Origin of the sequence: Collinsella provencensis, from assembly GCF_900199705.1 — a bacterium.
GTDB lineage: Bacteria > Actinomycetota > Coriobacteriia > Coriobacteriales > Coriobacteriaceae > Collinsella > Collinsella provencensis.
This window is the reverse complement of sequence record NZ_LT904908.1, coordinates 306,255-331,793: the sequence shown is the minus strand read 5'-3', so window position 1 is coordinate 331,793 and position 25,539 is coordinate 306,255. Positions and strand designations below refer to the sequence as shown.

The 25,539-nt window shown below is 52.4% G+C and carries 27 protein-coding genes and 1 tRNA gene; 13 read left to right on the top strand and 15 right to left on the bottom strand.

The window, feature by feature from the left end:
- Positions 1-80: 80 nt before the first annotated feature.
- The 8 genes from recA to hflX all read left to right on the top strand — a co-directional run bounded on the left by recA (position 81) and on the right by hflX (position 8,797).
- Positions 81-1,196, top strand: a complete 1,116-nt coding sequence (recA, locus tag C1711_RS01455) for a recombinase RecA (RefSeq protein WP_102337468.1) — start codon at positions 81-83, stop codon at positions 1,194-1,196.
- A gap of 30 nt (positions 1,197-1,226) precedes the next feature.
- Positions 1,227-1,913, top strand: coding sequence for a regulatory protein RecX (locus C1711_RS01450; RefSeq protein ID WP_102337467.1), 687 nt, complete (start codon positions 1,227-1,229; stop codon positions 1,911-1,913).
- 268 nt (positions 1,914-2,181) lie between these two features.
- Positions 2,182-3,735, top strand: coding sequence for a ribonuclease Y (rny, locus tag C1711_RS01445; RefSeq protein ID WP_102337466.1), 1,554 nt, complete (start codon positions 2,182-2,184; stop codon positions 3,733-3,735).
- A 9-nt stretch (positions 3,736-3,744) separates the two neighbouring features.
- Positions 3,745-4,833 carry an ATP-binding protein gene (locus tag C1711_RS01440; protein ID WP_102337465.1) on the top strand — a complete coding sequence of 363 codons (1,089 nt, stop codon included), beginning with the start codon at positions 3,745-3,747 and terminating at the stop codon, positions 4,831-4,833.
- A 78-nt stretch (positions 4,834-4,911) separates the two neighbouring features.
- Positions 4,912-5,232, top strand: a complete 321-nt coding sequence (locus tag C1711_RS01435; protein WP_102337464.1) for a stage V sporulation protein S — start codon at positions 4,912-4,914, stop codon at positions 5,230-5,232.
- Between the two features lies 1 nt (position 5,233).
- Entirely contained in the window at positions 5,234-6,595 is a 1,362-nt protein-coding gene (miaB, locus tag C1711_RS01430) for a tRNA (N6-isopentenyl adenosine(37)-C2)-methylthiotransferase MiaB (protein ID WP_102337463.1), read from the top strand.
- Entirely contained in the window at positions 6,592-7,521 is a 930-nt protein-coding gene (miaA, locus tag C1711_RS01425; RefSeq protein ID WP_102337462.1) for a tRNA (adenosine(37)-N6)-dimethylallyltransferase MiaA, read from the top strand. Before miaB ends, miaA begins: the two co-directional genes overlap by 4 nt.
- Entirely contained in the window at positions 7,508-8,797 is a 1,290-nt protein-coding gene (hflX, locus tag C1711_RS01420) for a GTPase HflX (RefSeq protein ID WP_102337461.1), read from the top strand. Before miaA ends, hflX begins: the two co-directional genes overlap by 14 nt.
- 4 nt (positions 8,798-8,801) lie before the next feature.
- Here the strand turns inward: hflX and C1711_RS01415 are convergent, their stop codons facing one another.
- Positions 8,802-9,524: a heparan-alpha-glucosaminide N-acetyltransferase domain-containing protein gene (locus C1711_RS01415; protein WP_234346160.1), complete on the bottom strand. Its 723-nt coding sequence runs from the start codon at positions 9,522-9,524 to the stop codon at positions 8,802-8,804.
- 36 nt (positions 9,525-9,560) lie between these two features.
- Positions 9,561-10,199: a transcriptional repressor LexA gene (lexA, locus tag C1711_RS01410; protein ID WP_102337459.1), complete on the bottom strand. Its 639-nt coding sequence runs from the start codon at positions 10,197-10,199 to the stop codon at positions 9,561-9,563.
- Positions 10,200-10,356: 157 nt separating this feature from the next.
- On the opposite strand from lexA, the gene C1711_RS01405 reads away from it, so the two are divergent.
- The 4 genes from C1711_RS01405 to C1711_RS01390 all read left to right on the top strand — a co-directional run bounded on the left by C1711_RS01405 (position 10,357) and on the right by C1711_RS01390 (position 13,139).
- The gene (locus tag C1711_RS01405) at positions 10,357-10,806 is read left to right on the top strand and encodes a LysM peptidoglycan-binding domain-containing protein (RefSeq protein WP_102337458.1); all 450 of its coding nucleotides are present in this window, start codon (positions 10,357-10,359) and stop codon (positions 10,804-10,806) included.
- Between the two features lie 103 nt (positions 10,807-10,909).
- Complete coding sequence (nrdR, locus tag C1711_RS01400; RefSeq protein ID WP_102337457.1) at positions 10,910-11,353, top strand: transcriptional regulator NrdR; 444 nt, start codon at positions 10,910-10,912, stop codon at positions 11,351-11,353.
- Positions 11,354-11,355: 2 nt separating this feature from the next.
- Entirely contained in the window at positions 11,356-11,799 is a 444-nt protein-coding gene (dut, locus tag C1711_RS01395) for a dUTP diphosphatase (protein WP_102337456.1), read from the top strand.
- Between the two features lie 26 nt (positions 11,800-11,825).
- The gene (locus tag C1711_RS01390) at positions 11,826-13,139 is read left to right on the top strand and encodes an NCS2 family permease (RefSeq protein ID WP_102337455.1); all 1,314 of its coding nucleotides are present in this window, start codon (positions 11,826-11,828) and stop codon (positions 13,137-13,139) included.
- A 160-nt stretch (positions 13,140-13,299) separates the two neighbouring features.
- Here the strand turns inward: C1711_RS01390 and C1711_RS01385 are convergent, their stop codons facing one another.
- On the bottom strand, positions 13,300-14,577 hold the full coding sequence (locus C1711_RS01385; protein ID WP_102337454.1) for an MGDG synthase family glycosyltransferase: 1,278 nt from the start codon (positions 14,575-14,577) through the stop codon (positions 13,300-13,302).
- A 109-nt stretch (positions 14,578-14,686) separates the two neighbouring features.
- Between C1711_RS01385 and C1711_RS01380 the strand changes: the two genes are divergently transcribed.
- The gene (locus C1711_RS01380; RefSeq protein WP_102337453.1) at positions 14,687-15,634 is read left to right on the top strand and encodes an NAD(P)/FAD-dependent oxidoreductase; all 948 of its coding nucleotides are present in this window, start codon (positions 14,687-14,689) and stop codon (positions 15,632-15,634) included.
- Positions 15,635-15,860: 226 nt separating this feature from the next.
- On the opposite strand, the gene C1711_RS01375 is transcribed toward C1711_RS01380, so the two are convergent.
- The 12 genes from C1711_RS01375 to plsY form a co-directional block, all read right to left on the bottom strand.
- On the bottom strand, positions 15,861-16,736 hold the full coding sequence (locus tag C1711_RS01375; RefSeq protein ID WP_102337452.1) for a DegV family protein: 876 nt from the start codon (positions 16,734-16,736) through the stop codon (positions 15,861-15,863).
- Positions 16,737-16,896: 160 nt separating this feature from the next.
- Positions 16,897-17,757 (bottom strand): transcriptional regulator FtsR, encoded by an 861-nt coding sequence (gene ftsR, locus C1711_RS01370; RefSeq protein WP_102337451.1) that lies wholly within the window; start codon positions 17,755-17,757, stop codon positions 16,897-16,899.
- Positions 17,758-17,759: 2 nt separating this feature from the next.
- Positions 17,760-18,170, bottom strand: coding sequence for an FHA domain-containing protein (locus C1711_RS01365; protein ID WP_102337450.1), 411 nt, complete (start codon positions 18,168-18,170; stop codon positions 17,760-17,762).
- Between the two features lie 85 nt (positions 18,171-18,255).
- Positions 18,256-18,999 (bottom strand): CDP-alcohol phosphatidyltransferase family protein, encoded by a 744-nt coding sequence (locus C1711_RS01360; RefSeq protein ID WP_234346159.1) that lies wholly within the window; start codon positions 18,997-18,999, stop codon positions 18,256-18,258.
- Between the two features lie 112 nt (positions 19,000-19,111).
- Positions 19,112-19,188 (bottom strand) — tRNA-Pro (locus C1711_RS01355).
- Positions 19,189-19,245: 57 nt separating this feature from the next.
- Positions 19,246-20,454 carry a bifunctional phosphopantothenoylcysteine decarboxylase/phosphopantothenate--cysteine ligase CoaBC gene (coaBC, locus tag C1711_RS01350; protein ID WP_102337448.1) on the bottom strand — a complete coding sequence of 403 codons (1,209 nt, stop codon included), beginning with the start codon at positions 20,452-20,454 and terminating at the stop codon, positions 19,246-19,248.
- A 1-nt stretch (position 20,455) separates the two neighbouring features.
- Positions 20,456-21,169, bottom strand: a complete 714-nt coding sequence (locus C1711_RS01345; RefSeq protein WP_102337447.1) for a zinc ribbon domain-containing protein — start codon at positions 21,167-21,169, stop codon at positions 20,456-20,458.
- 11 nt (positions 21,170-21,180) lie between these two features.
- Entirely contained in the window at positions 21,181-21,972 is a 792-nt protein-coding gene (locus C1711_RS01340) for a Nif3-like dinuclear metal center hexameric protein (RefSeq protein ID WP_102337446.1), read from the bottom strand.
- The gene (locus C1711_RS01335) at positions 21,973-23,136 is read right to left on the bottom strand and encodes a cysteine desulfurase family protein (RefSeq protein WP_102337445.1); all 1,164 of its coding nucleotides are present in this window, start codon (positions 23,134-23,136) and stop codon (positions 21,973-21,975) included.
- A gap of 2 nt (positions 23,137-23,138) precedes the next feature.
- Positions 23,139-23,819: a ribulose-phosphate 3-epimerase gene (rpe, locus tag C1711_RS01330; protein ID WP_102337444.1), complete on the bottom strand. Its 681-nt coding sequence runs from the start codon at positions 23,817-23,819 to the stop codon at positions 23,139-23,141.
- 18 nt (positions 23,820-23,837) lie between these two features.
- Positions 23,838-24,845, bottom strand: coding sequence for an NAD(P)H-dependent glycerol-3-phosphate dehydrogenase (locus C1711_RS01325; RefSeq protein ID WP_102337443.1), 1,008 nt, complete (start codon positions 24,843-24,845; stop codon positions 23,838-23,840).
- The gene (gene plsY, locus C1711_RS01320) at positions 24,842-25,537 is read right to left on the bottom strand and encodes a glycerol-3-phosphate 1-O-acyltransferase PlsY (RefSeq protein ID WP_102337442.1); all 696 of its coding nucleotides are present in this window, start codon (positions 25,535-25,537) and stop codon (positions 24,842-24,844) included. The genes C1711_RS01325 and plsY overlap by 4 nt, the downstream gene beginning before the upstream one ends.
- Positions 25,538-25,539: the final 2 nt, after the last annotated feature.

Sequence of the window (25,539 nt, the reverse complement as noted above, 5' to 3'; positions counted from 1 at the left end):
ATACCATTTTATCGCGAGGCCTTGACCACGAACACCCGTTCGCGTATTATCGAACAAGCACAGAGCAACAAGGAGGAACCATGGCCAAAAATTCCGGTCCGGCGCGTGTTATTCACGAAAAGACTACCGGAGAAGATCGAGAGAAAATGATTGAAGCCACCAAGGCGGATATCGAAAAGAAGTTCGGCAAAGGTTCCATCATGCGCTATGGCGATGGCGGACCTGAGCTCGAGGTTGAGGTCATTCCGACGGGGTCCATCGCCCTCGATGCCGCACTTGGCATCGGAGGCGTGCCCCGTGGTCGCATCATTGAGATCTACGGTCCTGAGTCTTCGGGTAAGACGACGCTTTCGCTTGAAATTCTTGCAGAAGCTCAAGCCATGGGCGGAGTGGCTGCGTTTATCGACGCCGAGCATGCGCTGGATCCAACCTATGCAGCCCGTATCGGCGTTGATATTGATGAGGTTTTGATTTCTCAGCCTGATACGGGTGAGCAGGCTCTGGAAATTTGCGACATGTTGGTCCGTTCTGGCGCTATCGACGTCGTCGTAATCGACTCCGTTGCAGCCCTTGTCCCGCGTGCTGAAATCGAGGGCGAAATTGGCGACACTACCGTTGGTTTGCAGGCGCGCTTGATGAGCCAGGCACTCCGCAAGCTGGCTGGATCTCTTGCAAAGTCTAAGACTACCTGTATTTTCATTAACCAATTGCGTGAGAAGATCGGTGTGATGTTCGGCAATCCCGAGACGACCACCGGTGGACGTGCGCTTAAGTTCTTCTCCTCTGTACGTATCGACATCCGTCGTATCGACAGCATTAAAAATGGCTCCGACATTGTGGGCAATCGCGTTCGCGCTAAGGTAGTCAAAAACAAGCTCGCTGCTCCGTTCCGTTCAGCTGAATTCGACATCATGTACGGTACCGGTATTTCCAAAGAGGGTTCCGTGCTTGATATGGCGGTCGATTTTGGCATTGCTACGAAATCTGGCGCCTGGTACACCTACGAGGGAGAGCGTCTCGGCCAAGGTCGTGAAGCCGCAAAGGACACCCTGCGCAAGAATCCTGAACTGCTGGATGAGATCGATCATAAGGTTCGTGTTGCCTGTAGTCTTGAATTTGAGGACGAACCGGTTGGAACCCTCGTCGAACCACTTGACAACGCATCTGATGCGCTTGGTAACTCTTCCGTTGAGTAACGAAGCACATAGGTTCTCCCTCGGAGTGGTATGACGCTGCGCATGACTGAACTCGAGGTACGCCTTCCTGATAGAAAGCGTACTTCGAGTTCTTTTTCAAAGAAAAAACCCGTTGCTGAAGTTTCTTGCATCATGGAAAACGGCCGTGTGCGAGAAATAGTCGTACCTGTGCGTGTGGGTCGTATCCTTGACAAGGAGGGTATCGAGTTGCCTCAGGATGAGGAAGACGCTTTTGACGCGATTCATGCGCTTGAGGGGCGTGTGTGTTTCACCCTGCTTACCGAAATGCTTTCACGTCGCGATCACAGCACTGACGAAGTTCGTCAAAAGCTCTTCGACTACGGATTTCGCAACCAGGAGATAGAAGCTTCGATTTCCCGTGCATTGGCACATGGCTTTCTCAATGACGATCGATTTACAACGTATTTCATTGAAGAACGTAAGCGCCGCGGATGGGGAAGGCGTAAAATCGAAATGGAATTACGACGCAGGGGAATCGACCTAGAGAGTTGTGCCGGTTATCCAGATGCATTTTTCAACGAAGAGGATGACCGAACGCGTGCCTTTGCCGTATTGCGACGAAAGCCGATCCCTTCCACTCGAGCGTACGAAAAGTTAGTTCGGCATCTTATGACAAAGGGATTTCCCTATTCGATTGCCTCTGATGTAGTTAAAGATCATTTGAGTGGCAATTTGTCGGACGAAGAAGTTGTGTAATCTCTCTTCATAATTGGTGATTATACCTACACAACGAGGGGTTTATTTCAACCGATAGCTGCCCATCTTTTGACAAATCCCCAGCTTCCACGTACGATACAGAAGTCATTTGTTTGTTATGAGCTCATCTTTACGATGAGATTGACGATATTTCCTATCGGTTTGATTTCACACTCCACAAAGGTGGACCATACCCGGCAAATGTCCCACGCTTGCCCTGAGGCGAGCGTTGGTTATACGCGTATTGAACCACTTTAAGGGAGTTCCAATGACTGAACTTATCATCGCCCTCGTGGCGCTCGTGATTGGTGCAGCGGTTGCTGCGCTTGTCATGCGAAATTCTAAGATGGGAGGTCTTCGCGAAGCAGACGAGAAGATGCAAAACGCTCGCGCGGAGGCCGATCAGGTTGTTGCCGAAGCACGTCGCGCTGCCGAAACGCTGAAAAAGGAGGCCCTGCTCGAAGCAAAAGAGCAGATCATCCAGAGCAAGCAGGCTGCAGAGGCGGAAGAAGTCCAGCGTAAGAAGGAAATTCGTTCGCTTGAAAATCGCGTGATGCAGCGCGAGGAGTCGCTTGATCGCCGTAACGACGCTCTTGACAAGCGTGAGCATCAGCTTTCAAGCCAGCAAGGCCAACTCGATAAGCGTTCGCGTGAGCTTGAAGAGCTTTATGAGCGCCAGACCGATGAGCTCGAACGTATTTCTGAGCTTACTCGCGAAGATGCTCATGCCGAGCTGCTCGAAAAGGTTCGTGGCGAAGTCACGCATGAGGCTGCAACCATCATTCGTGAATCCGAACAGAAGGTGAAGGCCGAGTGCCACAAAACCGCTCAGGAGATCATCTCTCTTGCTATCCAGCGTTGCGCTTCTGATCACACTGCCGAAGTGACCGTGACTTCGGTCCACATTCCCTCTGATGACCTTAAGGGCCGTATCATCGGCCGAGAGGGCCGCAACATTCGTACCTTCGAGCAGATTTCTGGCGTTAACCTCGTGATTGATGATACGCCTGAGACCGTTGTGCTTTCTTGCTTTGATCCCGTTCGTCGTGAGACGGCACGCGTTGCACTCGAGAACCTCATTGCGGATGGACGCATCCACCCGGCGCGTATTGAGGAGATGTATCGCAAGGCTTCTGATTTGGTGCAGGAGCGTGTTCGTGAGGCCGGTGAACAGGCCGCTTTCGATATGGGAATCCACGATTTGCATCCCGAGCTCGTTAAGACCCTTGGCGCCCTGCGCTATCGTACGTCCTTTGGTCAAAACGTTCTACGTCACTCCATTGAGGTCGCTGAGCTTTGCTCCATCATGGCCGCTGAACTGGGCATCGACGTTGTGACCGCAAAGCGTGCCGGCCTGCTACATGACCTGGGTAAGGCAATCGACCATGAGGTCGAGGGACCCCATGCCGTTATCGGTGCTGAGCTTGCGCGCCGTTACGGTGAGAAGCCCGCGATCGTCCATGCCATTGAGGCGCATCATGCTGACACCGACCCCAACACGGTCCTTGATGTTCTCGTTCAGGCTGGAGACGCTATCTCCGCGTCTCGCCCCGGTGCTCGTCGCGAGTCTGCTGAAAACTACATCAAGCGCCTCGAGCAGCTTGAGGAAATCGCCAACTCCTACGATGGTGTTGAGCGCACATACGCCATGCAGGCGGGTCGTGAGGTCCACGTCATGGTGCAGCCTGATAAGATCTCTGATGCCGATTCGACGGTGCTTGCTCACGGCATCGCTCAGCAGATCGAGGAGAAGATGCAGTACCCTGGACAAGTTCGCGTTGTCGTGATTCGCGAGAGCCGCGCCGTCGATATTGCAAAGTAGTATCTGATCATGGCTGATGGAAACGATTTGATCTCGTTTATCGCTTCGATGTCGGGGGAGGGTAATCTCCGCGTCGAAGAGAATCTTGGCGAGGGGTTCGTCCGCCTTCGTGTTTCCGAAGCCGAGCGCCGTCAGGCAAAGCATGATATTCAACATGTCGAAGATATCGTTGTCGAGATGCTGCGCAATGCCCGCGATGCTGGTGCGAAAAATATCTATCTTGCAACGGTAAAGGAGGAGGGTATTCGTACCCTCCTCTTCTTTGACGATGGTTCGGGTGTTCCCCAAGACATGCAGGAGCGCATTTTTGATGCGCGCGTTACCTCCAAGCTAGAATCCATGAAAATGGACAAATGGGGTGTCCACGGACGTGGCATGGCTTTGTTTTCCATTAAGCAGAACACGGTATCATCGGAAGTTGTTACTTCTGGTACAAATCTAGGTTCTGCTTTTAAGGTCGTAGCAGACACTTCCCAACTCTCCGAACGTGCGGATCAGTCCACGTGGCCGCAGGCTGCAAAGGACGACGAAGGCGTATTGTCCTGCGTGCGCGGCCCGCACAACATCGCCCGTGCTGTGTGTGAGTTTGCCTGCGAGGAACTTCATGGGTGCGATGTGTATTATGGAACGCCAACTGAGATCGCTTCGACTCTGTATGCGCACGCCTCGGGCGCCCTCGATGCTTCTCGGTTGCTGTTTATGGATAACGAGCTGGATTTGCCGGTGGTTTCTCGTTTGGGATACGCTGCAGACGCTGCAGACTTTATTCGAATCGCTGCTTCGCTCGGTCTCGATCTCTCCGAGCGTACCGCGCACCGTATTCTTGCTGGTACGATTGCCCCCTTGCGCAGTGTTGCCTCTCGCTTGCTGCGCGAAAAGGAACATGTTGCCCGTTCAAAGGCCGAAATTGACCTAGAGCGTGATCGTCGTGGATTGAAAATTGGCAAGGAAGATCTTGCTTCGTTTTCGCGTGCACTTGAGCGCGACTTCAACGATTTGGCGTCTCGCTATTATCTGACGCTTTCCCACGACCCGAAGATCCGCGTGACGCATGACCGCATTACCGTTACCTTCGAGATTGATAAGGAAGACGCTTAATCCTTGCCCCTGGCTATCGCTTGCGTTATCGTTATCAATTAGCTGCAAAAACGTACTATACCTGCTGGAGAAACGTACATGGACTTCCTCAAAGTATCGAGCAAATCATCGCCTGCATCGGTTGCTGGTGCCATTGCCGGCATGGTGAAGGACGGCGTGCCCGTCAACATGCAATGCGTTGGTGCGGGTGCCGTCAATCAGGCCATCAAGGCTATGGCCATTGCGCGAGGTTTTCTCATTCCTACGGGTTTTGATATTTCCTGCGCACCGGTTTTCTCCGACATATTGATCAACGGTGAATCGCGCACTGCTATTCGTCTATCCGTATATGTTCACCGTATCTCGGTAGCTAACTCTGAGATGGCCGAATCCCTCGACGACGTTCAACAGGTAATCTAATATGGCTAACCTTTCAATTCTTGCTGGTAAAACGTACTTTATCCGTACGTTTGGATGTCAGATGAATCTCCACGATTCTGAGCGTGTGAGTGGTTTATTGGACTCCTGTGGATGCTTGCAGGCATCGGAACCCGCTGATGCCGACATTGTTATCTTCATGACCTGCTGTGTCCGAGAAGCAGCTGACACACGTCTTTACGGACAGTGCTCGTCGTGCAAGAGCCTTCCTGCTCCGCCGTCCGGACGTCGCGTGGTGGCTGTGGGTGGCTGCATCGCCCAGCGCGATGGGGAAGGGTTGCTCACCAATCTTGATAACGTCGACGTGATATTCGGCACGCATTCCATCACTCATGTGGCTGATTTGCTTGCAGCAGCGTTTGAGCAGGGTGGGCATCAAGTTCGAACGGAGGAAATCGATACCGGCGAAGCCACCGATATGCCATGGCACCGTGAGACGACGTATCACGCCTGGGTTCCGATTATGACGGGCTGCAATAATTTTTGCAGCTATTGCATCGTCCCCTACGTTCGCGGACGCGAGAAAAGCCGTCCGATGGACGAAATTGTCGACGAGGTCTCGGCGCTGGTCCGTCAAGGTGTTCGTTCAATTACCTTGTTGGGTCAGAATGTGAACTCTTACGGCCGCGACCAAGGCTCTGGTCCGCGCTTTGCCGAGTTGCTTCGCCGTGTGGGTGATACGGGAATTGAGCGCATCTACTTTACCTCGTCTCATCCTAAGGATTTGCTCCCCGAAACCATCGATGCAATGGCCGAAGTTCCGGCTGTCATGCCACAGCTTCACTTGGCGGTCCAGTCTGGTTCTTCGCGTATTCTCAAGCTCATGAATCGTCGTTACACGCGTGAACAGTATCTTGATCTGGTTCAGCGCGTTCGAGCTCACATTCCGAATATCGCGCTTACCACTGACATCATCGTTGGTTTCCCAGGCGAGACTGAGGAAGATTTTGAGCAGACATTAACGCTTGTCGACGAAGCTCAATTTGCACAGGCATTTACTTTCATATATTCCAAGCGCGCGGGTACGCCTGCTGCGGAGATTTTCGATCCAACGCCGCGTGAAGTCATTCAGCAACGTTTTGACCGCCTCGTAAAGCACGTAGAGACAACCGCCTATGCGTTTAATCAACACTCCCTTGATACGGTTGTTCCCATGTTGATCGAGGGCTCTTCCAAGAAGAACGATCGCATTTTACAGGGTAAGAGCCCATGGAATCAAACGGTCCACTGTCCTATTCCTGATGACTATGAGACGCACGAGCTGGTCGGTCAGGTTCTTGACGTGCATATTGATACAGCTCGTACGTGGTATCTGTCTGGCAACGCCGTCGGCAATCCACGATGATTCCTGTTGTCGCCATTACCGGCCCTACCGCAGTAGGGAAGAGTTCCGTAGCCGATCGCTTAGCCCTCGGATGGGACACCGAGGTTATTTCCTCCGATGCCATGCAGGTATATCGCGGCATGGATATCGGAACAGCAAAGACGCCCGTTGGTGAACGACTTGTTCCGCTCCGACTCGTGGATATCGTCGATCCCTGCGAGGCGTACTCAGCCGCTCTGTACCAGCGTGATGCTCGACGGGAGATTAAACGACTGCAATCTGAGAATCGCGTTCCTGTCCTTTGCGGAGGGACGGGACTGTATATCCGCGCTGCATTAGACGAGATGACTTTTCCAAAAGGTGATGTGTCTGACGAGCGACGCACGCACTACAACCAATTAGCCGATGAGCTTGGACCCGAAGGCCTTCATGCACTGCTGGAGCAGCGTGATCCTGAGAGCGCGGCTCTCATTCATATGAACAACGTCAAACGAGTTGTCCGCGCTTTGGAGATGTGCGATGAGGGCGTTTCGTATGCGGAGCAGAGCGCTGGTTTTTCTGCACCTGTTATGCGCTACGACCATATGACCTTTGCATTGACGATGGACCGTGCGCGACTTTACGAGCGCATTAACGCCCGTGTTGACCAGATGATGGAAATGGGATTGTTGGATGAAGTCAAATCCCTGGTAAAACATGGCGCGGCGAACGCCCTTACCTCACGTGCGGCCATTGGTTATAAAGAACTCATTCATTATTTTGATGGCGAACTGTCGCTTTCAGAAGCCGTTGACCTCATAAAACAACGTTCTCGTCGCTATGCAAAGAAGCAGTTGATTTGGTGCCGTCGTGACGTGCGCATGCATTGGCTTGATATGGACAAGCTGGGTATAGACGGTGCGGTCGAGGCAATTCAGCGTGAAGTGGAGCGCCATGGCTCGTTTTAATCCAATTTCCACTGCTCCTGTGCCTGAACGTGCCATTTTGGTTGGTGTTGATTGGCGTGAGGACGATTGGCCCATTGACCGCTCCCTTGATGAGCTTGAGCGTCTTGCCGACACCGCAGGAGCTTGCGTGGTCGGTCGCCTTACGCAGAAACTCGACCGACCGATTCCAAAAACCTATATCGGTTCGGGAAAAGTCGAGGAACTGAAAGGTTTTGTTTCTCGCCTAGATGTCGATGTGGTGATATTCGACGCCGATCTTAGCCCCTCTCAACAGTCGAATTTGGAAAAGGCCGTGGGTTCTCCGGTTAAGATCATCGACCGCACGGCGTTGATTCTCGACATCTTTGGTCAACATGCGCAAACACGCGAGGGCCGTTTGCAGGTGCAACTTGCCCAACTTCAATACCTGCTTCCGCGCTTGCGCGGCATGTGGAGCCATCTGGCAAAAGAGCAAACGCGTGGCGGAATCGGCAGCCGTTTTGGTCAAGGTGAAAGCCAGCTTGAAGTTGACCGCCGCATGATTCGCAATAGGATTTCCGTTCTTCGCCGTGAATTGAAGGAGCTTTCGAGTCGTCGCGACGTTCAATCTAAATGGCGCGTCTCATCTCCTGCCTACCGTGTTGCTCTTGCCGGGTATACCAACGCTGGCAAATCGACCTTACTTAACCTCCTGACTAGTTCTTGTGTTCTCTCGCAAGACAAGCTCTTCGCAACGCTTGATCCCACAACAAGGGCATATGTGCTACCTGGTGGTCGCGTTATGACGATAACCGATACTGTTGGATTTATTCAGAAACTGCCTCATGGGATTGTTGAAGCATTTAAATCTACGTTGTCTGAAGTACGCGATGCTGACTTGATTCTAAAAGTTGTCGATGTATCAGACGACAACAAACTTCGACAGCTAAAAGCAGTGGAGCAAGTGTTGCAAGAAATCGGAGCAGGTGAGCAGAATGCGATTACGGTCTACAACAAAAGCGACCTACTTGACCCCGTTGATCTAGCCGCGCTTCGCCTTCGCTATCCTTCTTGTGTGTTCTTTTCCGCTGCAACAGGCGAGGGACTTGAGCAGCTGACTGACCGCATCGCACAGGAGGCGGCTGCAAGCGACGTATTGTTGTCCTGTGCTCTTCCTTATAGTGAAGGAGCCCTTTTAGCCGCAGTACACAAACAGGGACAGGTGCTCAGTGAAAACTATGAGCACGATTCGGTACGACTTGTTTGTAAAGTGCCTGTTCGTATCCAGGCTCTGCTTGAGCGATATCGTACAGAATAGCCCGTTAACCAAGAATAAACTGCAATACGGCTAAGATCGCAACTTGGTGCAGGAGATAGATCGGAAGACTCTTTGTTCCGATGAAACTGAGTACGGGGCACCAATTGCGATATGTCCATTCGGGATAGGTGTGTCCCTGCTGCTTCCATGCGTTTCCTAAAACAGAAAAAGCAAGGTACAGAAAACTAAATGGAATAAGCGGGTAATAATCTCCCGATGAAAAACCCGCAGATGGAAAACCGAGCCAAGCAAGTCCTGAGACGTCGTAAATATGTCGAGGTATACGGTAGAAAACGAGAAAAGTGACGATAAAGAATATAGAGAGCATAAAAGGATGCCGCTCTATTGTCTTAGATGTCGTACGTTTCATGAGGACCCAAGCCCATGTGCTTCCTGCCATACAAAAAAGGATGCCAAAAGAAATGGGCGTATCCACCGATGCAATCGTCGTTGCAACCCAAATGATGAATGCTGCAGCACTGTAAAGATACGCCCTACGCACGTTATCGCGTGAAAGGGACGTCATCCAACCAGCTAAGGAAAGAAAAACCCAGCTAATTGATATTCGCCAAAGCTCTTGAGCAGGTCCTACGGTAAACCAAGGAATTTGGCAACCATACAGGTAGACAAGGTCATAAGTCGTATGAAATGCGACCATTGAAACAATGGTAAAACCACGAATGGTGTCAAACAGACAGACGCGATTCTCACCCGTTACCGTGTTCAAATGGCAATCAGTTGTAGACGATTGCGAGAGCATGAGTTAGAAACGACGCATGAGAGCGACGACTTTACCCAAGATTGTGGGATTATCTGCGTAAATCGGTTCCATGGCATCGTTTTCAGGCTGCAGACGCACGCGACCACGCTCTTTGTAGAACGTTTTGACTGTAGCTTCGCCATCGATCATGGCGACCACGATCTCGCCATTCATTGCGTTTTTCTGTTCGCGAACAATGATGTAGTCACCGTTGAAGATGCCTGCGTTGATCATCGAATTGCCGTGCACCTCTAATACGAACGAGCTGGAATCAGTTGCGATCTCAGTTGGAAGCGTGAAGGTATCCTCGACATTTTGCTCGGCAAGAATAGGCATGCCTGCGGCAACGCGACCTACGAGAGGGAGGGACACCGTTCCTCGATTCGGTGTTTCGACAACCTCTGCAAGCTTGACGGTGCTTCCGTCTGTATTGAAAACCTCAAGCGCACGAGGTTTAGTTGCATCGCGTTTGATGAGGCCACGTTCTTCCAAGGCATTGAGGTGCGCATGGACGGTGGAGGGGGAGGAGAGGCCGACGGCTGCAGCCATTTCACGAACACTTGGAGGATAGCCCTTATCGCGCTGATAAGAACGGATGAAGTCGTAAATCTGCTGCTGACGCTTCGTAATTTTGCGAGCCATGGCCGCTCCTTTCAAACCTACAAACATTTGTTCGTTTTTCATTGACAAGAACAACTGTTCGAGGATAATAATACACGAACACCCGTTCTTGCGCTAGAGAATTTGTCCGAATGAGTCGGTATATCTATAAGCGACAAGAAGAGTGAGAGGAGCAGAAATGAACTCGATGGTCTACGGTAATTTGGCACTTTCTCCGCAGGAACCGAACAATGGCTTTACGGTCGTTTCGGGCGGCAAACAATCGCTTACCGTTGCGCCGCAGCGTCAATTTTTTGCTCCTGATGTCTACCCGCACGCTGTTGCATCTTCTTTCCTTCTTTCCGCAAAGATGTTTGCAGTTGCGATAGCGTTAACGCTTATCTGCATCCTCGGTATTGCTTGTGGCATTTCTTATGCGAGGTTCGCTACTCAGAATGCGGTTCTTGAGGAGACGGCGCAAATGGAAGTTAAAATCCAGCCTGGTGAATCGCTGTGGAATCTCGCAGAAACTCACCCAATCAACGGCCTGAATACAAGTGAAACAGTTGAGGTCATCAAGAACTGGAATGGCCTGTCCTCATCGATGCTGCACCCAGGCGAAAGTCTTGTTGTCCCAGCCATTTCATAGCGATTTAATCTATGGGAAATCGATGCACGATATATCACATTTTTTAATCCTTTAATTTCATACGTGGTATCCTGATACGGTTGAACGTTGAGGGGGTATTTACATGCGTTGTCCGAAGTGCGGCAATGACGAAACTCGAGTGGTCGATTCGCGCATGCAAGACGCCTCCAACGCCATCAAACGTCGTCGTGAATGTCGTGCCTGCGGCTATCGTTTTACCACGTTTGAACGGTGCGAAGATCCAATTGAAGTGCGTAAAAGTGACGGTACTATTCAACCATTTGACCGCAACAAGCTGCTCGTTGGCTTAATGCGCGCCACCATTAAACGTGACATCGATCTCTCGACGCTCAATGCATTAATTGATGATATTGAGCTTGAATTGCGTGGCAGTACTCTGTCTACGGTCTCCTCCCATGATTTGGGCGACATGGTGCTCAAGCGTTTGGAAAAAGTCGACAAGGTCTCATACATTCGATTTGCCTCAGTGTATCGAGATTTCAAAGATATTGACGAGTTTTTGCTGGAACTGGATAAGCTGAGGTGATTATGAGCGAGCTCAACGTCTCCATTAAACGTCTCGATCCCACTATTGAACTTCCTTCGTATGCGTATGAGGGAGATGCTGGCCTTGATTTACGTGCCAATGAAACGGTGGATATCGCACCATACGAGCGTGTGCTGATTTCCACGGGCATAGCTATCGCACTTCCTGATGGGTATGCGGGGTTTGTGCAGCCGCGGAGCGGTATGGCACTCAAACGTGGCCTGTCGATTGCCAACACACCTGGTCTTATTGATGCACATTATCGCGGCGAACTAAAAGTTATCGCTGTTAATCTCGATGCACATGAAACTATTCATATCGAGCGGGGCGAACGTATCGCCCAGCTCGTTATCCAGCAGGTGCCTATCGTGCACCTCATTGAGGTCGAAGAACTTGACGAAACCGATCGCGGAACCGGTGGGTTTGGGTCAAGTGGTTCGAAATAACCGGTCCAACGAAGAGGGGGAAATCTATGGACCAATTCTTTAAATTGGCAGAGCGCAAGTCGAGTGTTGGCACTGAGCTGCGCGCTGGCCTGACGACCTTCCTGGCGATGGCATACATCATCGTCGTCAACCCGCTTATCCTCATGGATGGCGGTGTGCCGATGACGGCAGCGGTGACCGCTACCTGCATCGGCGCAGGCATCATGACGATCGCCATGGGTGTGTTCGCCAACCGTCCGCTCGCATGTGCGTCTGGTATGGGTATCAACTCGGTTGTTGCCTATACGCTCTGCCTCGACATGGGTCTTGGCTGGCAGACCGCCATGGCTATCATCTTCATTGAGGGTATTGCCATTTTGCTTCTCGTGCTCTGCGGATTGCGTGAGGCGATCATGGACGCGATTCCGGTGACGCTGCGTCACGGCATCTCCATCGGCCTTGGTCTCTTCATCGCCATGATCGGCCTTAAGAACGGTGGAGTCATCGTTGCGAACGAGGCGACTATGGTCTCTTTGGGCAATATCAATGACCCGGTGTTCCTTGTCGGTATCATCTCGATCATCTTCACGGTCATCTTCTCGTCTATGAACATCAAGGGTTCCTTGCTTTGGGGCATCATCATCGCAGCTCTTTGCGGCATCCCGCTGGGCGTGACCGCTGCTCCTTCTAGCATCGTCGCTCCGCTTGACTTCTCCACCTTTGGCGCGCCGTTCATGCCCGGTGAGGATGGCGTTATGGGTGTTGTGAAAGCCCTGACCACGCCGACCCTGTTGCTCTTCGCCTTCTCACTCATGATGAGCGACTTCTTTGACACCATGGGTACGGCCATGGCTGTTGCGAAGCCCGGCGAGTTCCTTACCGAGGACGGTAGGGTAGAGGATATCAAGCCGATCTTGATTGTCGACTCCATCGCTGCCGCTGTGGGCGGCGCCCTGGGCGCATCTTCCATCACGACGTTCGTTGAGTCTGCTTCCGGCGCGGCGGATGGCGGTCGTTCTGGTCTCACATCTATTTGCACGGGTGTTCTCTTCCTGCTCGCCGCTTTCTTCTCGCCGATCATTGGCTGCATCAGCTCCGCTGCCACGTGTGGTGCTTTGGTCTACGTTGGCTTCCTGATGATGAGCGAGGTTACCGAAATTGACTGGTCCGACATTATCGAGGGCTTCCCGACGTTCATGATCATCGTTGGTGTGCCGTTCACGTACTCCATTTCCAACGGCATCGGCCTGGGATTCATTTCCTATATCCTCGTTGCTGCGGTGACGGGTAACATCAAGAAGGTTCGTCCGCTCATGTGGGTGGCAGGCATTGCATTCTTGGCATACTTCCTGCTTCTTTAGGATGTGCAACATAAACGCATGTTGATTGCGTAAAAAACGAGGGCCCGTAGGTTAAGAAAACTTACGGACCCTCGTTCTATTGAGAGGAAGCGTCGAACGCCCCTATTATTGAAAGAGCTCTAATGCTGAATGACAAAGCTGCGTTCGATAAGCGTTGAGGTTAACGAGTGTGCGCGGGTTTTCCACCCCAATAAAACTCAGCAAAATGGCGATCGCGCTCACAAGGAACGCCAACCAGCTTCATGGTGCTACGCACTATATCTTCCGCGGCAGACGGCCTACGAAGCGATTCAGCATTGACTAATAGGGCGTGGAGCATCTCAGGATGTTCATACAGGCGATGCAACAGAACAATGAGCTCACGGTAAGTCGTTGCGTGCATACTTGCGCCAAAGGCCGTCAACATGGTTGTATTGGACTTTTCCTGACCATAAGACTTGCCGAGCAGCAACATGGGCAATTCGGCACAGAGGCACTCTGTTACGGTGAGCCCTCCAGATTTTAGGATTGCCAGATCAGAAGCATGCATGAGCGCTGCCATGTCATCCACATAATCTATCACCGAGACGTTGGGGAGCTTCATGCCATCGAACACAGTTCGAAGATGTGCTGCGTAATCACGATCCTTACCTGGCAAAAAGACGAAATGCATGTTTTCGAAACTTCTAAGATATGGCAAAGTCTGCTCGATCGCCGCGCGAAAACGTACGTAAGGTTGAGGAAGCGAAGCTCCCGCCATTACGAGGATGATCTTCTTATCTTGCGGAAGGTTGAATTTATCTCGAACAGCAGTGATGTCATGCGCATTGTCAAATCCCCGACGGATGGGAATACCCGTGATAGAAATTGCCTTTTCATCGACTTTGCGCGGCCGTAGCGTCTCTGCCATGAACTCAGTTGCAACGCAAAACAAGTCGGTTTCGCGATGAGGCCACCAGCCTTCGATTTCATAATCGGTGGGAACGCAGACAACGGGATAATCGACACCCGTGAGCATGCGAGCACCTACGGCGACGTTTGCCGCCGTGATATGGGTGCAAATGACAGCCAACGGTCGCTTTTCCAGCACATAATTGTTGAAGCTTTTGAACATGATGCGGGACCATGCGGAGCCTCCGCCCCACAACAACCGGCCCGTAAGCGTGTACCGCCAGGTCACGTCGTAAATTGGACGCGTAGCTCCCGTGAATGCTGCAGCGGTCTTATTCCCGTCGAATTTGATGCGACCAAAATCGAGAACATCCAATACCTCTATTAAGACATTTTCCGGGATGTTTTCTGTGCCACGCATGGCTTCAAAAGCCTGGGCGATTGCAACCGCCGCAGCTCGATGCCCTGAGCCCACAGATGCATGCATAACGGTAATGACGGGTCGTGTATCAGTATGCACCTGCTCATCCGGTGCGTTGTCGAGAGCAGGCGAAGCTTCGATAGCCATGTAAAAAACTTCCAGTCGGAATCATATGGTGCCTATTGTACGGTTATCAACGCATGAACGCAGGACATGAGGGGTAAGAGCAAAGAAACAACGTACGAAAGGAAGCGACATGGAGACTCAACTCTACGATGCCATCATTATTGGCGGAGGTCCTGCAGGGTATTCTGCAGCGATTTATGCCAGCCGTGCCGGTTTGAATACCTTGGTACTTGAGCAGGGAATGCCTGGTGGACAAATCGCCACGTCGGACATGATTGATAATTATCCCGCTATTCCAAGCTGTTCGGGTTCTGAACTAGGCCAACGCATGCAAGATCACGCAACGCAGGTCGGCGCTGAGACGGCATATGGAATGGTAATTAGCATTGAACGTTCGGATCAAGGCGTCTTTACCGTTCAAACTGACATGAATGCCTATCAATCTCTGAGTGTGATCGCTGCGACGGGCGCAACCCCACGTACCGCCGGTTTTAAGGGTGAAGACACATACCGTGGAAGGGGAGTGTCGTATTGCGCAACCTGCGATGCCATGTTTTATCGTGGAAAACATGTCTTTGTGATTGGCGGCGGAAATTCTGCGTGCGAAGAGGCTATCTACCTTTCAAACGTCGCAGAATCGGTTGAAGTTATTTTGAGGCGTGATCAGTTCCGCGCATCGCGTGGCATGGCCAATCGGATGCTGTCCCACGATAACATTACAGTGAGGTACCAAACTAGTATTGTTTCCGTCGAGGGCGACACGTTTATCAATTCAATTACCTTCAAGAATAATTCTACCGGTATCGAATATGAAGAACACTTTGAGGCCGGTAGCATTGGCATCTTCGTTGCCACAGGTCATAATCCCGCAACCGATCTTGTCGCGAACTTCGTTGAATTGGCTTCAGATGGTAGCGTCATGGTCGATAGCTCAATGGCGACTCAGACACCCGGCTTGTTCTGCGCGGGTGACATGCGTGCCGGCTCGCTTCGACAAGTTATCACTGCGGCAGCTGATGGTGCCATTGCCGGAGTTTCGGCTTATAAGTATGTGGAAGCTTGCAAAGAAACTCTTTGATTATTTACGACTGTGTTCCATAACGCGAAAACCTCATCGTATTAGAGCAGTATTTCAACATAGTGCCGGAACTAATCCCTGTTATCTTGAGTTTGCTTAATTCGAGATAATATATATTATGTCAAGTAGAAAAGAAGAAGGAAAATGGGGCGTGTCCTGTGTCTACACGCCCCATGCTTTGGAGCCGTCTCCTGCTTTGCCAACAAGTCAATCTGAAGAACGTGCGTCACAGCATCTCGTAGCCCACAATAAGACCCGTCTGCTCTGCATAGTATGAACAGAGACCTCCACATGGAATGATATGGACTTCAGCAGTTGGCCAGGTGCTCATAATCGCATCGCGTAGATGTGATGCTCCCTTTGCATTGTCGACATGATCGATATAGACCATGCCGCCATGGAAGCCGTCAGCAGCCATACACTCAATGATCTTTCGATTCGTCTTTTTGTCGCCACGTGTGGGTGCAACCACCTTTATCGTTCCCTGTGGGCTTGCCGTACCCAGCATGCGAATGGAAAGTGAACTCGCGACACTTCCAACAAGTTTGGGCATACGCCCGTTTTTAACAAGGTTGTCGTAACTTGAAAGTGAGAAAAGCACTTGGGAATGTTCGATGATTTCCTGAGCATAGTTTGCAACTTGCTCAAATGAAGCTTCAGGATTTTCTGTTAGATACCTATCTATCAACACCACTGCAACTTCGAGTGGTCCGCCAGCAGCTTTGGAATTGATGACCTGGATATTCTTACCTTCAATAGAACCCGCATGGTCGCGAATGTACTCATCCATAGCGATGGTTCGTCCCATAAGCGCGGCCTCATAGCTACCTGAAAGGTTAGCCGAAATCGTAATGGCTATTACCTTGTCGGCGCTATGGAAAAGCTCTGCCCACTCCCCTGCACTGGGACATGCACTTCCCGAGGCTGATTTTTCTTCAGCAACACGACGATTTAAATCATCAACATCGAGGTATTCGTCGTCGATGTATTCCTGTCCAGCGATCTCGATTTTAAGCGGAGCGATTGCAAAAGAGCAGTCGGGTGCGGAGGGCACATATCCTCGAAGATTGCAGCTGGAATCGGCAATCAAAGCCCAGCTCATGTAGGTCTCCTCCCCTTCTATTAAAGGTTAGATACCAGTATACCAGTCGTTACCACAACTAACCTATATTCCACCTTGGGAAATATGAAACATGAATCATTATATTTTTTGTACTAGATCTAATCCAAAAAAGATTCATCATATCTTGGATTCAAGGCGCCTAATCGACATCAAGCGGACGGACGCGAATAGGTTGAACAGCCAGCTCGCTTGCGTCTAGGGGGTCAATTACCTGAGAAGCGGACACTTGCGCTGCATGCTCGGCGCGCGTGATCTCATCGTCGATTGCATCGATATCGGCATCATCGACCACGGCATTAAGAGAGCTGAACACACGATTGCGCAGCAAAGCAGTGCGAACGCCGTCGGTAAGATCATGAAGCGTCTTAAAGGCGCGCTCAAGCTTGGCTTCACGGTCGTCATCTGAGTCATCGGAACCGAGCATGCCGACGAGCACCTGTTCAAACAAGGTCGACTCACGGTTTGCAGCGCTTACATACTGGCGGAGGTTGCGCGGCTCGATATGGAAACGCGAGAGCTCGGCACAATGGCGAATGATTTCGAATTCACGTCCGTCAATGAGCTCACGGTTTTGCGGGCTGCGAATGATGCGAATGAGATCGTTATCGGCAAGCTGGCGAATAAAGGAGATCTCAACTCCCAGCAAATCCGGAACGTCCTCAATGGGATGGAGTTTTTGGCGCGTTTCTTTGGAAGCGACCTTCATGGGTGCATCGGTAAGCAAGCCTACCTCGAATGCGAGCGTCGACAAGTCGGTAGCGCTATCGAGCTTTTGCTTAATGGCAGACAACGGCATATAGCGCGTCTTCTGCAAATGCAAAATGACTTCCAAGCGATCGACGTCTTCCTTGGAATACTGACGATATCCCTTGGGGGTACGATGCGGCGTAATGAGCCCCTCGTCTTCCAAGAAGCGAATTTTGGAGTTTGAAAGATCGGGATAGGTGGCACGAAGTAAGTTCACGACCTGCCCGATACTCAGGTAGCTACGCTCTGCCACCGTTACTCCCCGGTTTCGATGCGCTCCGCAGTGCTTTCGTGATAAATCAGCGTGAAGGTGCCGATTTGCACGGATGAGCCGTCGTGTAACGGAGCGGAATTGACGATGGCACCATCAACCCATGTTCCATTGAGGGAGCCAAGGTCCTCGATAAGCGTGCCGGCGGCATTGCGCAGAATCTTTGCATGGCTGCGAGAAACCGTCATATCGTTGAGGAAGATGGTGTTGGAAGGATCGCGCCCCAGCGTGACCTCAGAGGCGTCGAGTTCAAAGTTATTACCCGTTTGCGGCCCCTTGATAATAGAGAGCACGGGCACGGGAATCTGAGCGCTCTTCATGAGGTCGGGCGCGGTCGCGTCGCTCAAAGGCATACGAAAAACACGCGTCGTCTCGTTCTGCTCGATATTAGCCATGAATGCTCCCAACTTGCAAACGGCCACAAGGCCGCGTAAACGTCCATTACGGTATTCTACCGCACTCTAGAGGTAGGAAAGCGAATTACGCTGTTTCGACACCCTCAACCAACGCATCATCCTCAATCTCGGGATTGAGAAAGTCGATATCCTCTTCCTCGGGATGTGTAATGGCTCGACGGATAGCGGCGGCGCCCTTGAAGGTATACACAACACCCGTGAGAAGCGAGCACGTAACACCAGCGTAGACGAAATAGATACCCAAAGGAGCGCTCGCGCTGTTAAGTCCCGGTAGCCACGTAAGGGCGTCGGGCACGATATGCAGGCCGTCGAGAATGGGAAGACCGAGCAGCATGAGTGAGAAACCGCTCATCAAGAGGGCCGTGGCGAGCTTTCCGATAAAGACGACGTCGATGGGGCGCTTGTGATAGCGGCGCACCACGAGATTACCGAGGAACAGATAGCAATCACGACCCACGATGGCAATGCAGATCCATAACGGAAGCTCACCGCGCACGGCCAGACCGACGACGCCCGTAAAGAGCAAAGCACGATCGACGATGGGATCGAGCATCTTGCCCAGCCAGCTCACGGTTCTGGTCATGCGGGCAATCTGACCGTCTAACCAGTCGGTTGATGCGGCGATGGCATAAATCGCAAGGGCGACGTAGCGATTGCCATCGGAAACAAAGAGATACAGAAAAACACCCGTGAGGATAAGGCGCGTGAACGTGATGAAATTAGAAATCGTAAAGATCTTATTCGAGGGGTAATCGGAGGTGCCGATCAGCTCCTTTTTGATCTTCTTCCGAATCTTACTTGAGGCCACGCGCGTCTCCCCGTTAAATGATACATACACTAGATGCATCATACCCGCTTGCCCGCGGGGATAACCGTTAATTGAAAAAAGGGCAGTCAAATGACCGCCCTTTCAAGCTCCATGGTCGGGACGACTGGATTCGAACCAGCGACCCCTTGACCCCCAGTCAAGTGCGCTACCAAGCTGCGCCACGTCCCGAAGCGAGTAGATACTTTACCCAACCCGACCGTCAGATGCAAGAGATAATTTGGACTTCTATTGGGATTTCAACATATGCGCACGTCGAAGCAGCTCAAATGCGAGTGCTTGCTTGCCCATGCACGGCAAAGGCTCCACACATGTTTCCGTTACCCAGGTCACGGCATCTGTATCAGATCCAAATGTCGAATCTGTCCGTGAGACATCGTTGGCAACAATCGCGTCGCATCCCTTACGCGCGCGCTTAGCACGGGCTCGTTCTTCAAGGTTATTGGTTTCTGCGGCAAAACCAACGACAATACGCTCCCCTTTCTGAGCAGACATGTCGGCGAGGATGTCAGCGGTTTTCACGACAGGGATAGAAGTGAGCTCACCATCAGCCTTGCTGAGCTTCTCCCCTGCCGGATTTGCGGGAGTGTAATCCGCTACCGCGGCTGCACAGATGAGCATCGTCGCGTTTTCAAATCGCTCGGACACAGCTGCGTGCATCTCAGCGGCACTCGTCACACGCACGCCGGTTACGCCGTAGGGAATGGAAAGATTCGAGGGACCCGTTACAAGCGTTACCTCGGCGCCCATCGCACGCGCCGCACGCGCAAGTGCGTAGCCCATCTTGCCGGTAGAACGATTGCCGATGAAGCGAACGGGATCAATCGCCTCGTGCGTACCTCCGGCGGTGATAAGCACACGCTCGCCCGCCAGCAAACATGAGGTTTGAAGGGCCGCAAGGGTACGTGCGACGATCTCATCGACCTCCGCCAGCTTGCCCTCTCCTGTATCTCCACAGGCGAGGTATCCGGTAGCGGGACGCACGATGTCGTAGCCCAGCGCTTCGAGTGCGGAAATGTTGTCCTGGGTCACAGGCGCCTGCCACATGCCAACGTTCATTGCAGGTGCCACGACAACTGGGACATCGGTGGCGAGCACCGTAGTTGTAAGCAGGTCATCTGCCTCTCCGTGGGCGATTTTAGCTATCACGTTGGCCGTTGCGGGTGCAATCAGCACGGCATCCGGCTCTTTGGCAAGTGAAATATGATGAATGGGGTCGGAAGGGTTATCGAAAAGCCCAACAGCGACCTCTTCGTGCGTCAACGCGCGAAACGTCGTGGGTCCAACAAAGGACGTGGCATGTTCGGTCATGCACACCTTGACGCGTACACCGGCTTTCTGTAGTCCGCGTACGATCTCACATGCTTTATAGGCTGCAATACATCCCGTAACACACACCAAGGCAGTTTTGCCTTGAGCTGCCGCAAGGTTCGCCATGCTATTCGCCCTCATTCAATACGAGAATGCGATGGCAATACGGGCACTCGGCAATGTCGCTTGCATGGCGCAGCTGATCCATAGATGCGGTCTGCAACACCGTGCGGCACACAGAGGGAATCTTTCCTTCGAGCCTTTCAACGGCGATACCCTTAAAACGACGCGATGTCTGCTCATACTTTTGCAGTGTGTCGGCAGGCAACTTCGAAGCAAGACGTTCGCGCTTTTGCCTTGAAGCTTCGATGCGACCCTGGAGCACCTCAGCCTCCTCGCGAGCTGTTTTGGCATCGCTGAGAATCGCCTGCTCAAAGCGCTTGATATATCCCGTAAGCTGGTCTTCCTTTTGCTTGATATCTTCAAGTGACTTTTCGGCGGCGGGACGGTCGAATGCGATTTTATCCAATCGCTTGGCAAGAAGGGACAACTCGATTTCAAGGTCCTGGACAGAACGGTAATCGGTCAAGGTAGCCTGCTTATTCTGAATCCCAGCTATCTTCTCGTGACAGGAGCGCTCGGCATCGTCCAAATCGCCCACGGCGATTTCGGCATCCTTTCGGCGGGCGAGGATTTTGGTCGATTCGGACTTCAATTTGGCATACGTTGCGCGCTTTTTCGCAAGCTCGGAGAGAATCGGAAGCTCTTGCAGCTCTTTGGTGGTGCGCTCGAGTTCCAAGTCGAGGTCTTGCAGTGCGAGCAGGTCGGCACCTAGGCTCATACGGATCTCCTTTACGCTACAGTCCACCATGTGGATGGGTGTGAAATGATATGGATGCGGTCCTGTGGTACGCCAGCATCGCAGGCCGCGGCGGATAGGATAGCGCAAAACGGTTGTTCGGAACGGTCGTGGCCGAGAAGCACAACGCAAAGTCCACGTGCACACAAGTCCTGAACAACGTGGTAACCGCACTCCCCCGTTACGACGGCATCCACATGCGCCCTAACCGCCAACTCGCCGAAATCCCCCAAGGATCCGCCGAGAAAAGCAACGGATTGAAGGTTGCGACTCACGTCTCCCCAAACACGGGCTCTTGTCTCGAAAATATCCGAGGCGCGTTTCGCAAGTGCCTCAAGTGTCATGTCGGGACAACGGCACAATGAGCCAAGCCCCAGACGCTCGGGGTCGTCTGCATACTCAAGCGAACTTTCAGCCGAGAATCCCATAAGCGCGGGAAGTTTCATGCGCGCTTCCAACGAGCGATCGAGGTTGGTATGAAGCGAGATGATGCTCACACCCATGCGCGCTGCCGTATAAACTGCCGCTGCGCTTGACGGTAGCTCGGAAGTGGCGGGTGTAAACGCATCAGGCGCCTTGATATACACCGGATGATGGGTAAGCAGCACATTTGCGCCCAGTTCGACAGTGTGCAAAACGTTTTCCTCGGTTGCATCAAGCGCACAGACAACCGCCTTGACCTCGTCAGCAGGATTACCTACCGATAGACCGACATGGTCCCAAGGTTCGGCGTTCTGGACGGGAAAACGGCTCAAAAGCGCATTGCATAGATCGCGTACGTTCATTTAGCGAACCACCTCAAGTAAAGCATCGGCAAATCGATCGAGGTCAATTGGATCAACACGGTCATCAAAGGAGATTCTGAGTGACCCTAGAGCCTCTTCGCGTGAGATGCCCATAGCACGAAGCACATGACTTGCATCCAACGAACCACTCGAACAAGCGCTCGCCGCAGAGACCTCGAAGCCGCGTCCGTCGAGCTGCAAGATGAGCTCTTCAGAGTCCATGTTGTCAACGAAAATGCTCACAATGCCGGGAAGACGATCGACGGTCACCCAATCTCCCATAGTGGCATGGATATGGGGGTGTGTGCAGATTCGTTCATAGAGAAGGCTAGACAGACCAAGCAAGCGCTTGGAGTCTTCCTCAATATGGGGGTGAAGCGCATCTGCCGCCGCCGCAAGCGCAACGATGGCGCGAAGGTCCTGCGTGCCGGGGCGGAGGTTGCGCTCTTGACCGCCTCCAAAGCTGCGAGCACGTAACGGGGTGCGATTCTTGAGATACAAAGCACCAATCCCCACCGGTCCACCGATTTTATGGCCAGCGACAGAAAGGGCATCGATGTTAAGCTCCTGCACGTCAAAGGGTGTATGCAGCCAACCCTGAACAGCATCGGCGTGATAGAGCGCGCCACGCGCATGAGCGACGGCGGCAAGTTCACGCACGGGCTGGATAACGCCCGTTTCATTGTTGGCGAGCATGACGGAAACGAGTGCGACGTCATCTCCCATGCAAGCTTCGAGCGCCGCTGGTTCAACGTAACCAGCACGACAGGGCTTTATAAGCTCTGTGGTAAAACCTGCCGCGTGGAGCAGCGAAAGGTTGTCGAGCATGGAATCATGTTCGATGGCGGAAAGAATCACACGCGTTCGATTGCGATCCTGTTCACGCACCGCCTCGGCGAGGCCGAACAATGCGAGAACGTTTGCCTCGGTGCCGCCACCCGTGAATATGACTTCACTCGAGCGAACGCGTGGACCAAATGAACGTGCAATCGAACGTCTGCATGTTTCGAGCTGCGCTGCCGCCTTACGACCGAGCGTATGAAGTGAATTGGGGTTTGCACCCGCAATGTCCGAGGCATCATAGGCGGCCTGTGCACGTACCGCCTCAACACGCATGGGCGTCGAGGCGGCATAATCCAAATTGACGAAGGAGTTGTCGAACATCACTATGCGTCCTGCTGTGCGCAGCCGCGCTTTCCTGCTGCACGAATGGCATCAACAGCCGCTGCAGGATCATCAGCGCCAAACACGGCAGAACCGGCGACAAATACGGTGGCGCCTGCCGCAGCGAGCTGCCCGGCGTTGGCAACGCTCACGCCGCCATCGATCTCAATCTCGGGATTCGCGCCATGCTCGATACACATCTTACGCAGCTGACGCAGCTTCTCGAGAACGCGCGGAATGAACTTCTGACCGCCAAAGCCAGGGTTCACGCTCATAAGCAGCACCATATCGAGTTCGTCGATGATGTCTTCGAGCACGTTTACGGGAGTGCCAGGATTAAGCACCGCTCCTGCCTTACAACCACGTTCCTTAATGTGGGTAATCGTGCGATGCAGATGCGTGGATGCCTCAACATGAACCGTAATCAGATCCGCACCGGCGTCGATGTACCAATCGACCGTGCTGTCAGGATTCGTCACCATCAGGTGGACATCAAGGGGAATATTGGAGGCAGACTTGCATGCCTTGACAATACCTGTTCCAAAGGTCAAATTCTGTACGAAATGACCGTCCATAACATCGATGTGGATGTAGTCCGCATTGGCAATGCGCTCCAAATCATGACCCAGCTGAGCCATATCAGCCGAAAGAATCGATGGGGAAACCTTAATCTGAGTCGTCATGAGTTGTCCTCTCCTACCCTAGTCGTCCAAACCATAGAACTCTTCACTGGGAATACGGCTCACGAGTATATCCAAGGCATCGTCCAAAGACACGTCGCCGTAAAGCAACTGTTCAAGGGCAAATGTAAGTGGAACGTCAACGCCCTTGGCACGAGCAAGCTCGCTTACGCTTTTTGCCGCCACTGCTCCCTCAACGACCATATGGCGGCGCGCCTGGTACTCTTCAAGTGTTTCGCCCTTGGCAAACGCCTCGCCAAAGGTACGGTTACGCGAATGCTGCGAGGTACAGGTCACAATAAGGTCACCCATACCGGCAAGACCCATGCAGGTGATTGCCTCGCCACCGCAGGCATGTACCAAACGGCTGATCTCGGCAAGACCACGAGTCATGATAAGCGCGAGGGCATTGTCACCCAAACCAAGTCCAGCCGCGATACCACATACGATGGCTATAACGTTTTTCATGGCACCGCAGAGCTCGACACCGGTCATATCAGTGGAAAGATAAACGCGAAAGTTTTGGCTCAACGTCAATTGTTTGAAAAACTCACCGATTTCAGCGCTTTCAGAGGCAATGGTTGAAGCGGAAAGGGCACCGTGACAAATCTCCTCGGCGTGATTGGGACCGGAAAGCGCTGCGATACGCTCAGGATGACCGATTTCGCTCGCGACTACATCGCTCATGAGAAGGCCGGTTCCAATTTCGATGCCCTTTGACAGGCACATTACAGGCAAATCTTCGGGCACATATTCAGCGCAATTGTGAGCGACACTACGCAAGAAGGCAGACGGTACGGCAAAAATCGCCGCATCCGCCCCATCAAATGCCTCGGCGAAATCCGTGGCTGCGCTTACGTTATTGGGAAGTACAAAATCCTTGAGATAACAGGCATTGGTGTGATACGTGTTAATCTCGAGTGCCGGCGCCTCCTCAAACGACCACATCACAACATCATGACCGTGGCCCGCAACGAGGCCGGCCATAGCCGTACCCCAAGAGCCAGTTCCAATCAACGCGATTTTCATGCGGCATCATCCATTCTGTCGACACGTTTGGTAAATGACAACTTTGACTCCGTTCCGAAGCGAAGTTTCTTAATGTTAGAGCGGTGCGCCCAAACCACTAACAGGCCGAGAGCCGCCATGATGAGCTTAAAAGCCAAAGTCGCATTTGGGAAATAAAGGCTTACCGTAAGACCGACCAGCGCCGCAGTAACAATCGAGCCAGCTGAAACATACCCGGTTATCGCAACAAGCACGATAAAGATGCCCAAATGAATAAGGGCGAGCGGCCAGGCAAGGCCAAACAGGACACCGACGCCCGTCGCAATTGATTTGCCACCATGGAAATGTAGGTAGGGCGAAAACATATGGCCAAGGACACACGACAGGCAAAGCAAAGCGATGAGATAGTCGTGTGCCGTTCCAGGCGCAACGGCACTTGCATTAAAACCCAGACCCTCAAGTGCGATGACTTGGGTTCCAAGATACACACATCCAAAACCCTTGAGCACGTCGCAAAGAAGTGTTAGTGCAGCGACTTTCGGTCCACCAGCGCGCAGAGCATTGGTGGTACCGATATTGCCTGAGCCGACCTTTTGCAAATCGACCTTGCACATGCGATTTGCGATGATCTTACCGAAGGGAATGCCGCACACCAAATAGGCAACAACCATGCAAATGACGGCGACAAGGTCTGGATGACCGGAAAGCGTCATGC

Coding starts and splice junctions, on each gene's coding strand:
- plsY (WP_102337442.1), bottom strand. CDS start 25,537: ATGACGCTTTCCGGTCATCCAGACCTTGTCGCCGTCATTTGCATGGTT.
- C1711_RS01385 (WP_102337454.1), bottom strand. CDS start 14,577: ATGGCTATCGAAGCTTCGCCTGCTCTCGACAACGCACCGGATGAGCAG.
- C1711_RS01375 (WP_102337452.1), bottom strand. CDS start 16,736: ATGAGCTGGGCTTTGATTGCCGATTCCAGCTGCAATCTTCGAGGATAT.
- C1711_RS01405 (WP_102337458.1), top strand. CDS start 10,357: ATGAACTCGATGGTCTACGGTAATTTGGCACTTTCTCCGCAGGAACCG.
- C1711_RS01365 (WP_102337450.1), bottom strand. CDS start 18,170: ATGGCTAATATCGAGCAGAACGAGACGACGCGTGTTTTTCGTATGCCT.
- C1711_RS01435 (WP_102337464.1), top strand. CDS start 4,912: ATGGACTTCCTCAAAGTATCGAGCAAATCATCGCCTGCATCGGTTGCT.
- coaBC (WP_102337448.1), bottom strand. CDS start 20,454: ATGGCGAACCTTGCGGCAGCTCAAGGCAAAACTGCCTTGGTGTGTGTT.
- C1711_RS01335 (WP_102337445.1), bottom strand. CDS start 23,136: ATGTTCGACAACTCCTTCGTCAATTTGGATTATGCCGCCTCGACGCCC.
- C1711_RS01340 (WP_102337446.1), bottom strand. CDS start 21,972: ATGAACGTACGCGATCTATGCAATGCGCTTTTGAGCCGTTTTCCCGTC.
- C1711_RS01440 (WP_102337465.1), top strand. CDS start 3,745: ATGGCTGATGGAAACGATTTGATCTCGTTTATCGCTTCGATGTCGGGG.
- recA (WP_102337468.1), top strand. CDS start 81: ATGGCCAAAAATTCCGGTCCGGCGCGTGTTATTCACGAAAAGACTACC.
- miaB (WP_102337463.1), top strand. CDS start 5,234: ATGGCTAACCTTTCAATTCTTGCTGGTAAAACGTACTTTATCCGTACG.
- rny (WP_102337466.1), top strand. CDS start 2,182: ATGACTGAACTTATCATCGCCCTCGTGGCGCTCGTGATTGGTGCAGCG.
- dut (WP_102337456.1), top strand. CDS start 11,356: ATGAGCGAGCTCAACGTCTCCATTAAACGTCTCGATCCCACTATTGAA.
- lexA (WP_102337459.1), bottom strand. CDS start 10,199: ATGGCTCGCAAAATTACGAAGCGTCAGCAGCAGATTTACGACTTCATC.
- C1711_RS01390 (WP_102337455.1), top strand. CDS start 11,826: ATGGACCAATTCTTTAAATTGGCAGAGCGCAAGTCGAGTGTTGGCACT.
- C1711_RS01380 (WP_102337453.1), top strand. CDS start 14,687: ATGGAGACTCAACTCTACGATGCCATCATTATTGGCGGAGGTCCTGCA.
- miaA (WP_102337462.1), top strand. CDS start 6,592: ATGATTCCTGTTGTCGCCATTACCGGCCCTACCGCAGTAGGGAAGAGT.
- C1711_RS01345 (WP_102337447.1), bottom strand. CDS start 21,169: ATGAGCCTAGGTGCCGACCTGCTCGCACTGCAAGACCTCGACTTGGAA.
- hflX (WP_102337461.1), top strand. CDS start 7,508: ATGGCTCGTTTTAATCCAATTTCCACTGCTCCTGTGCCTGAACGTGCC.
- rpe (WP_102337444.1), bottom strand. CDS start 23,819: ATGACGACTCAGATTAAGGTTTCCCCATCGATTCTTTCGGCTGATATG.
- nrdR (WP_102337457.1), top strand. CDS start 10,910: ATGCGTTGTCCGAAGTGCGGCAATGACGAAACTCGAGTGGTCGATTCG.
- C1711_RS01325 (WP_102337443.1), bottom strand. CDS start 24,845: ATGAAAATCGCGTTGATTGGAACTGGCTCTTGGGGTACGGCTATGGCC.
- C1711_RS01450 (WP_102337467.1), top strand. CDS start 1,227: ATGACGCTGCGCATGACTGAACTCGAGGTACGCCTTCCTGATAGAAAG.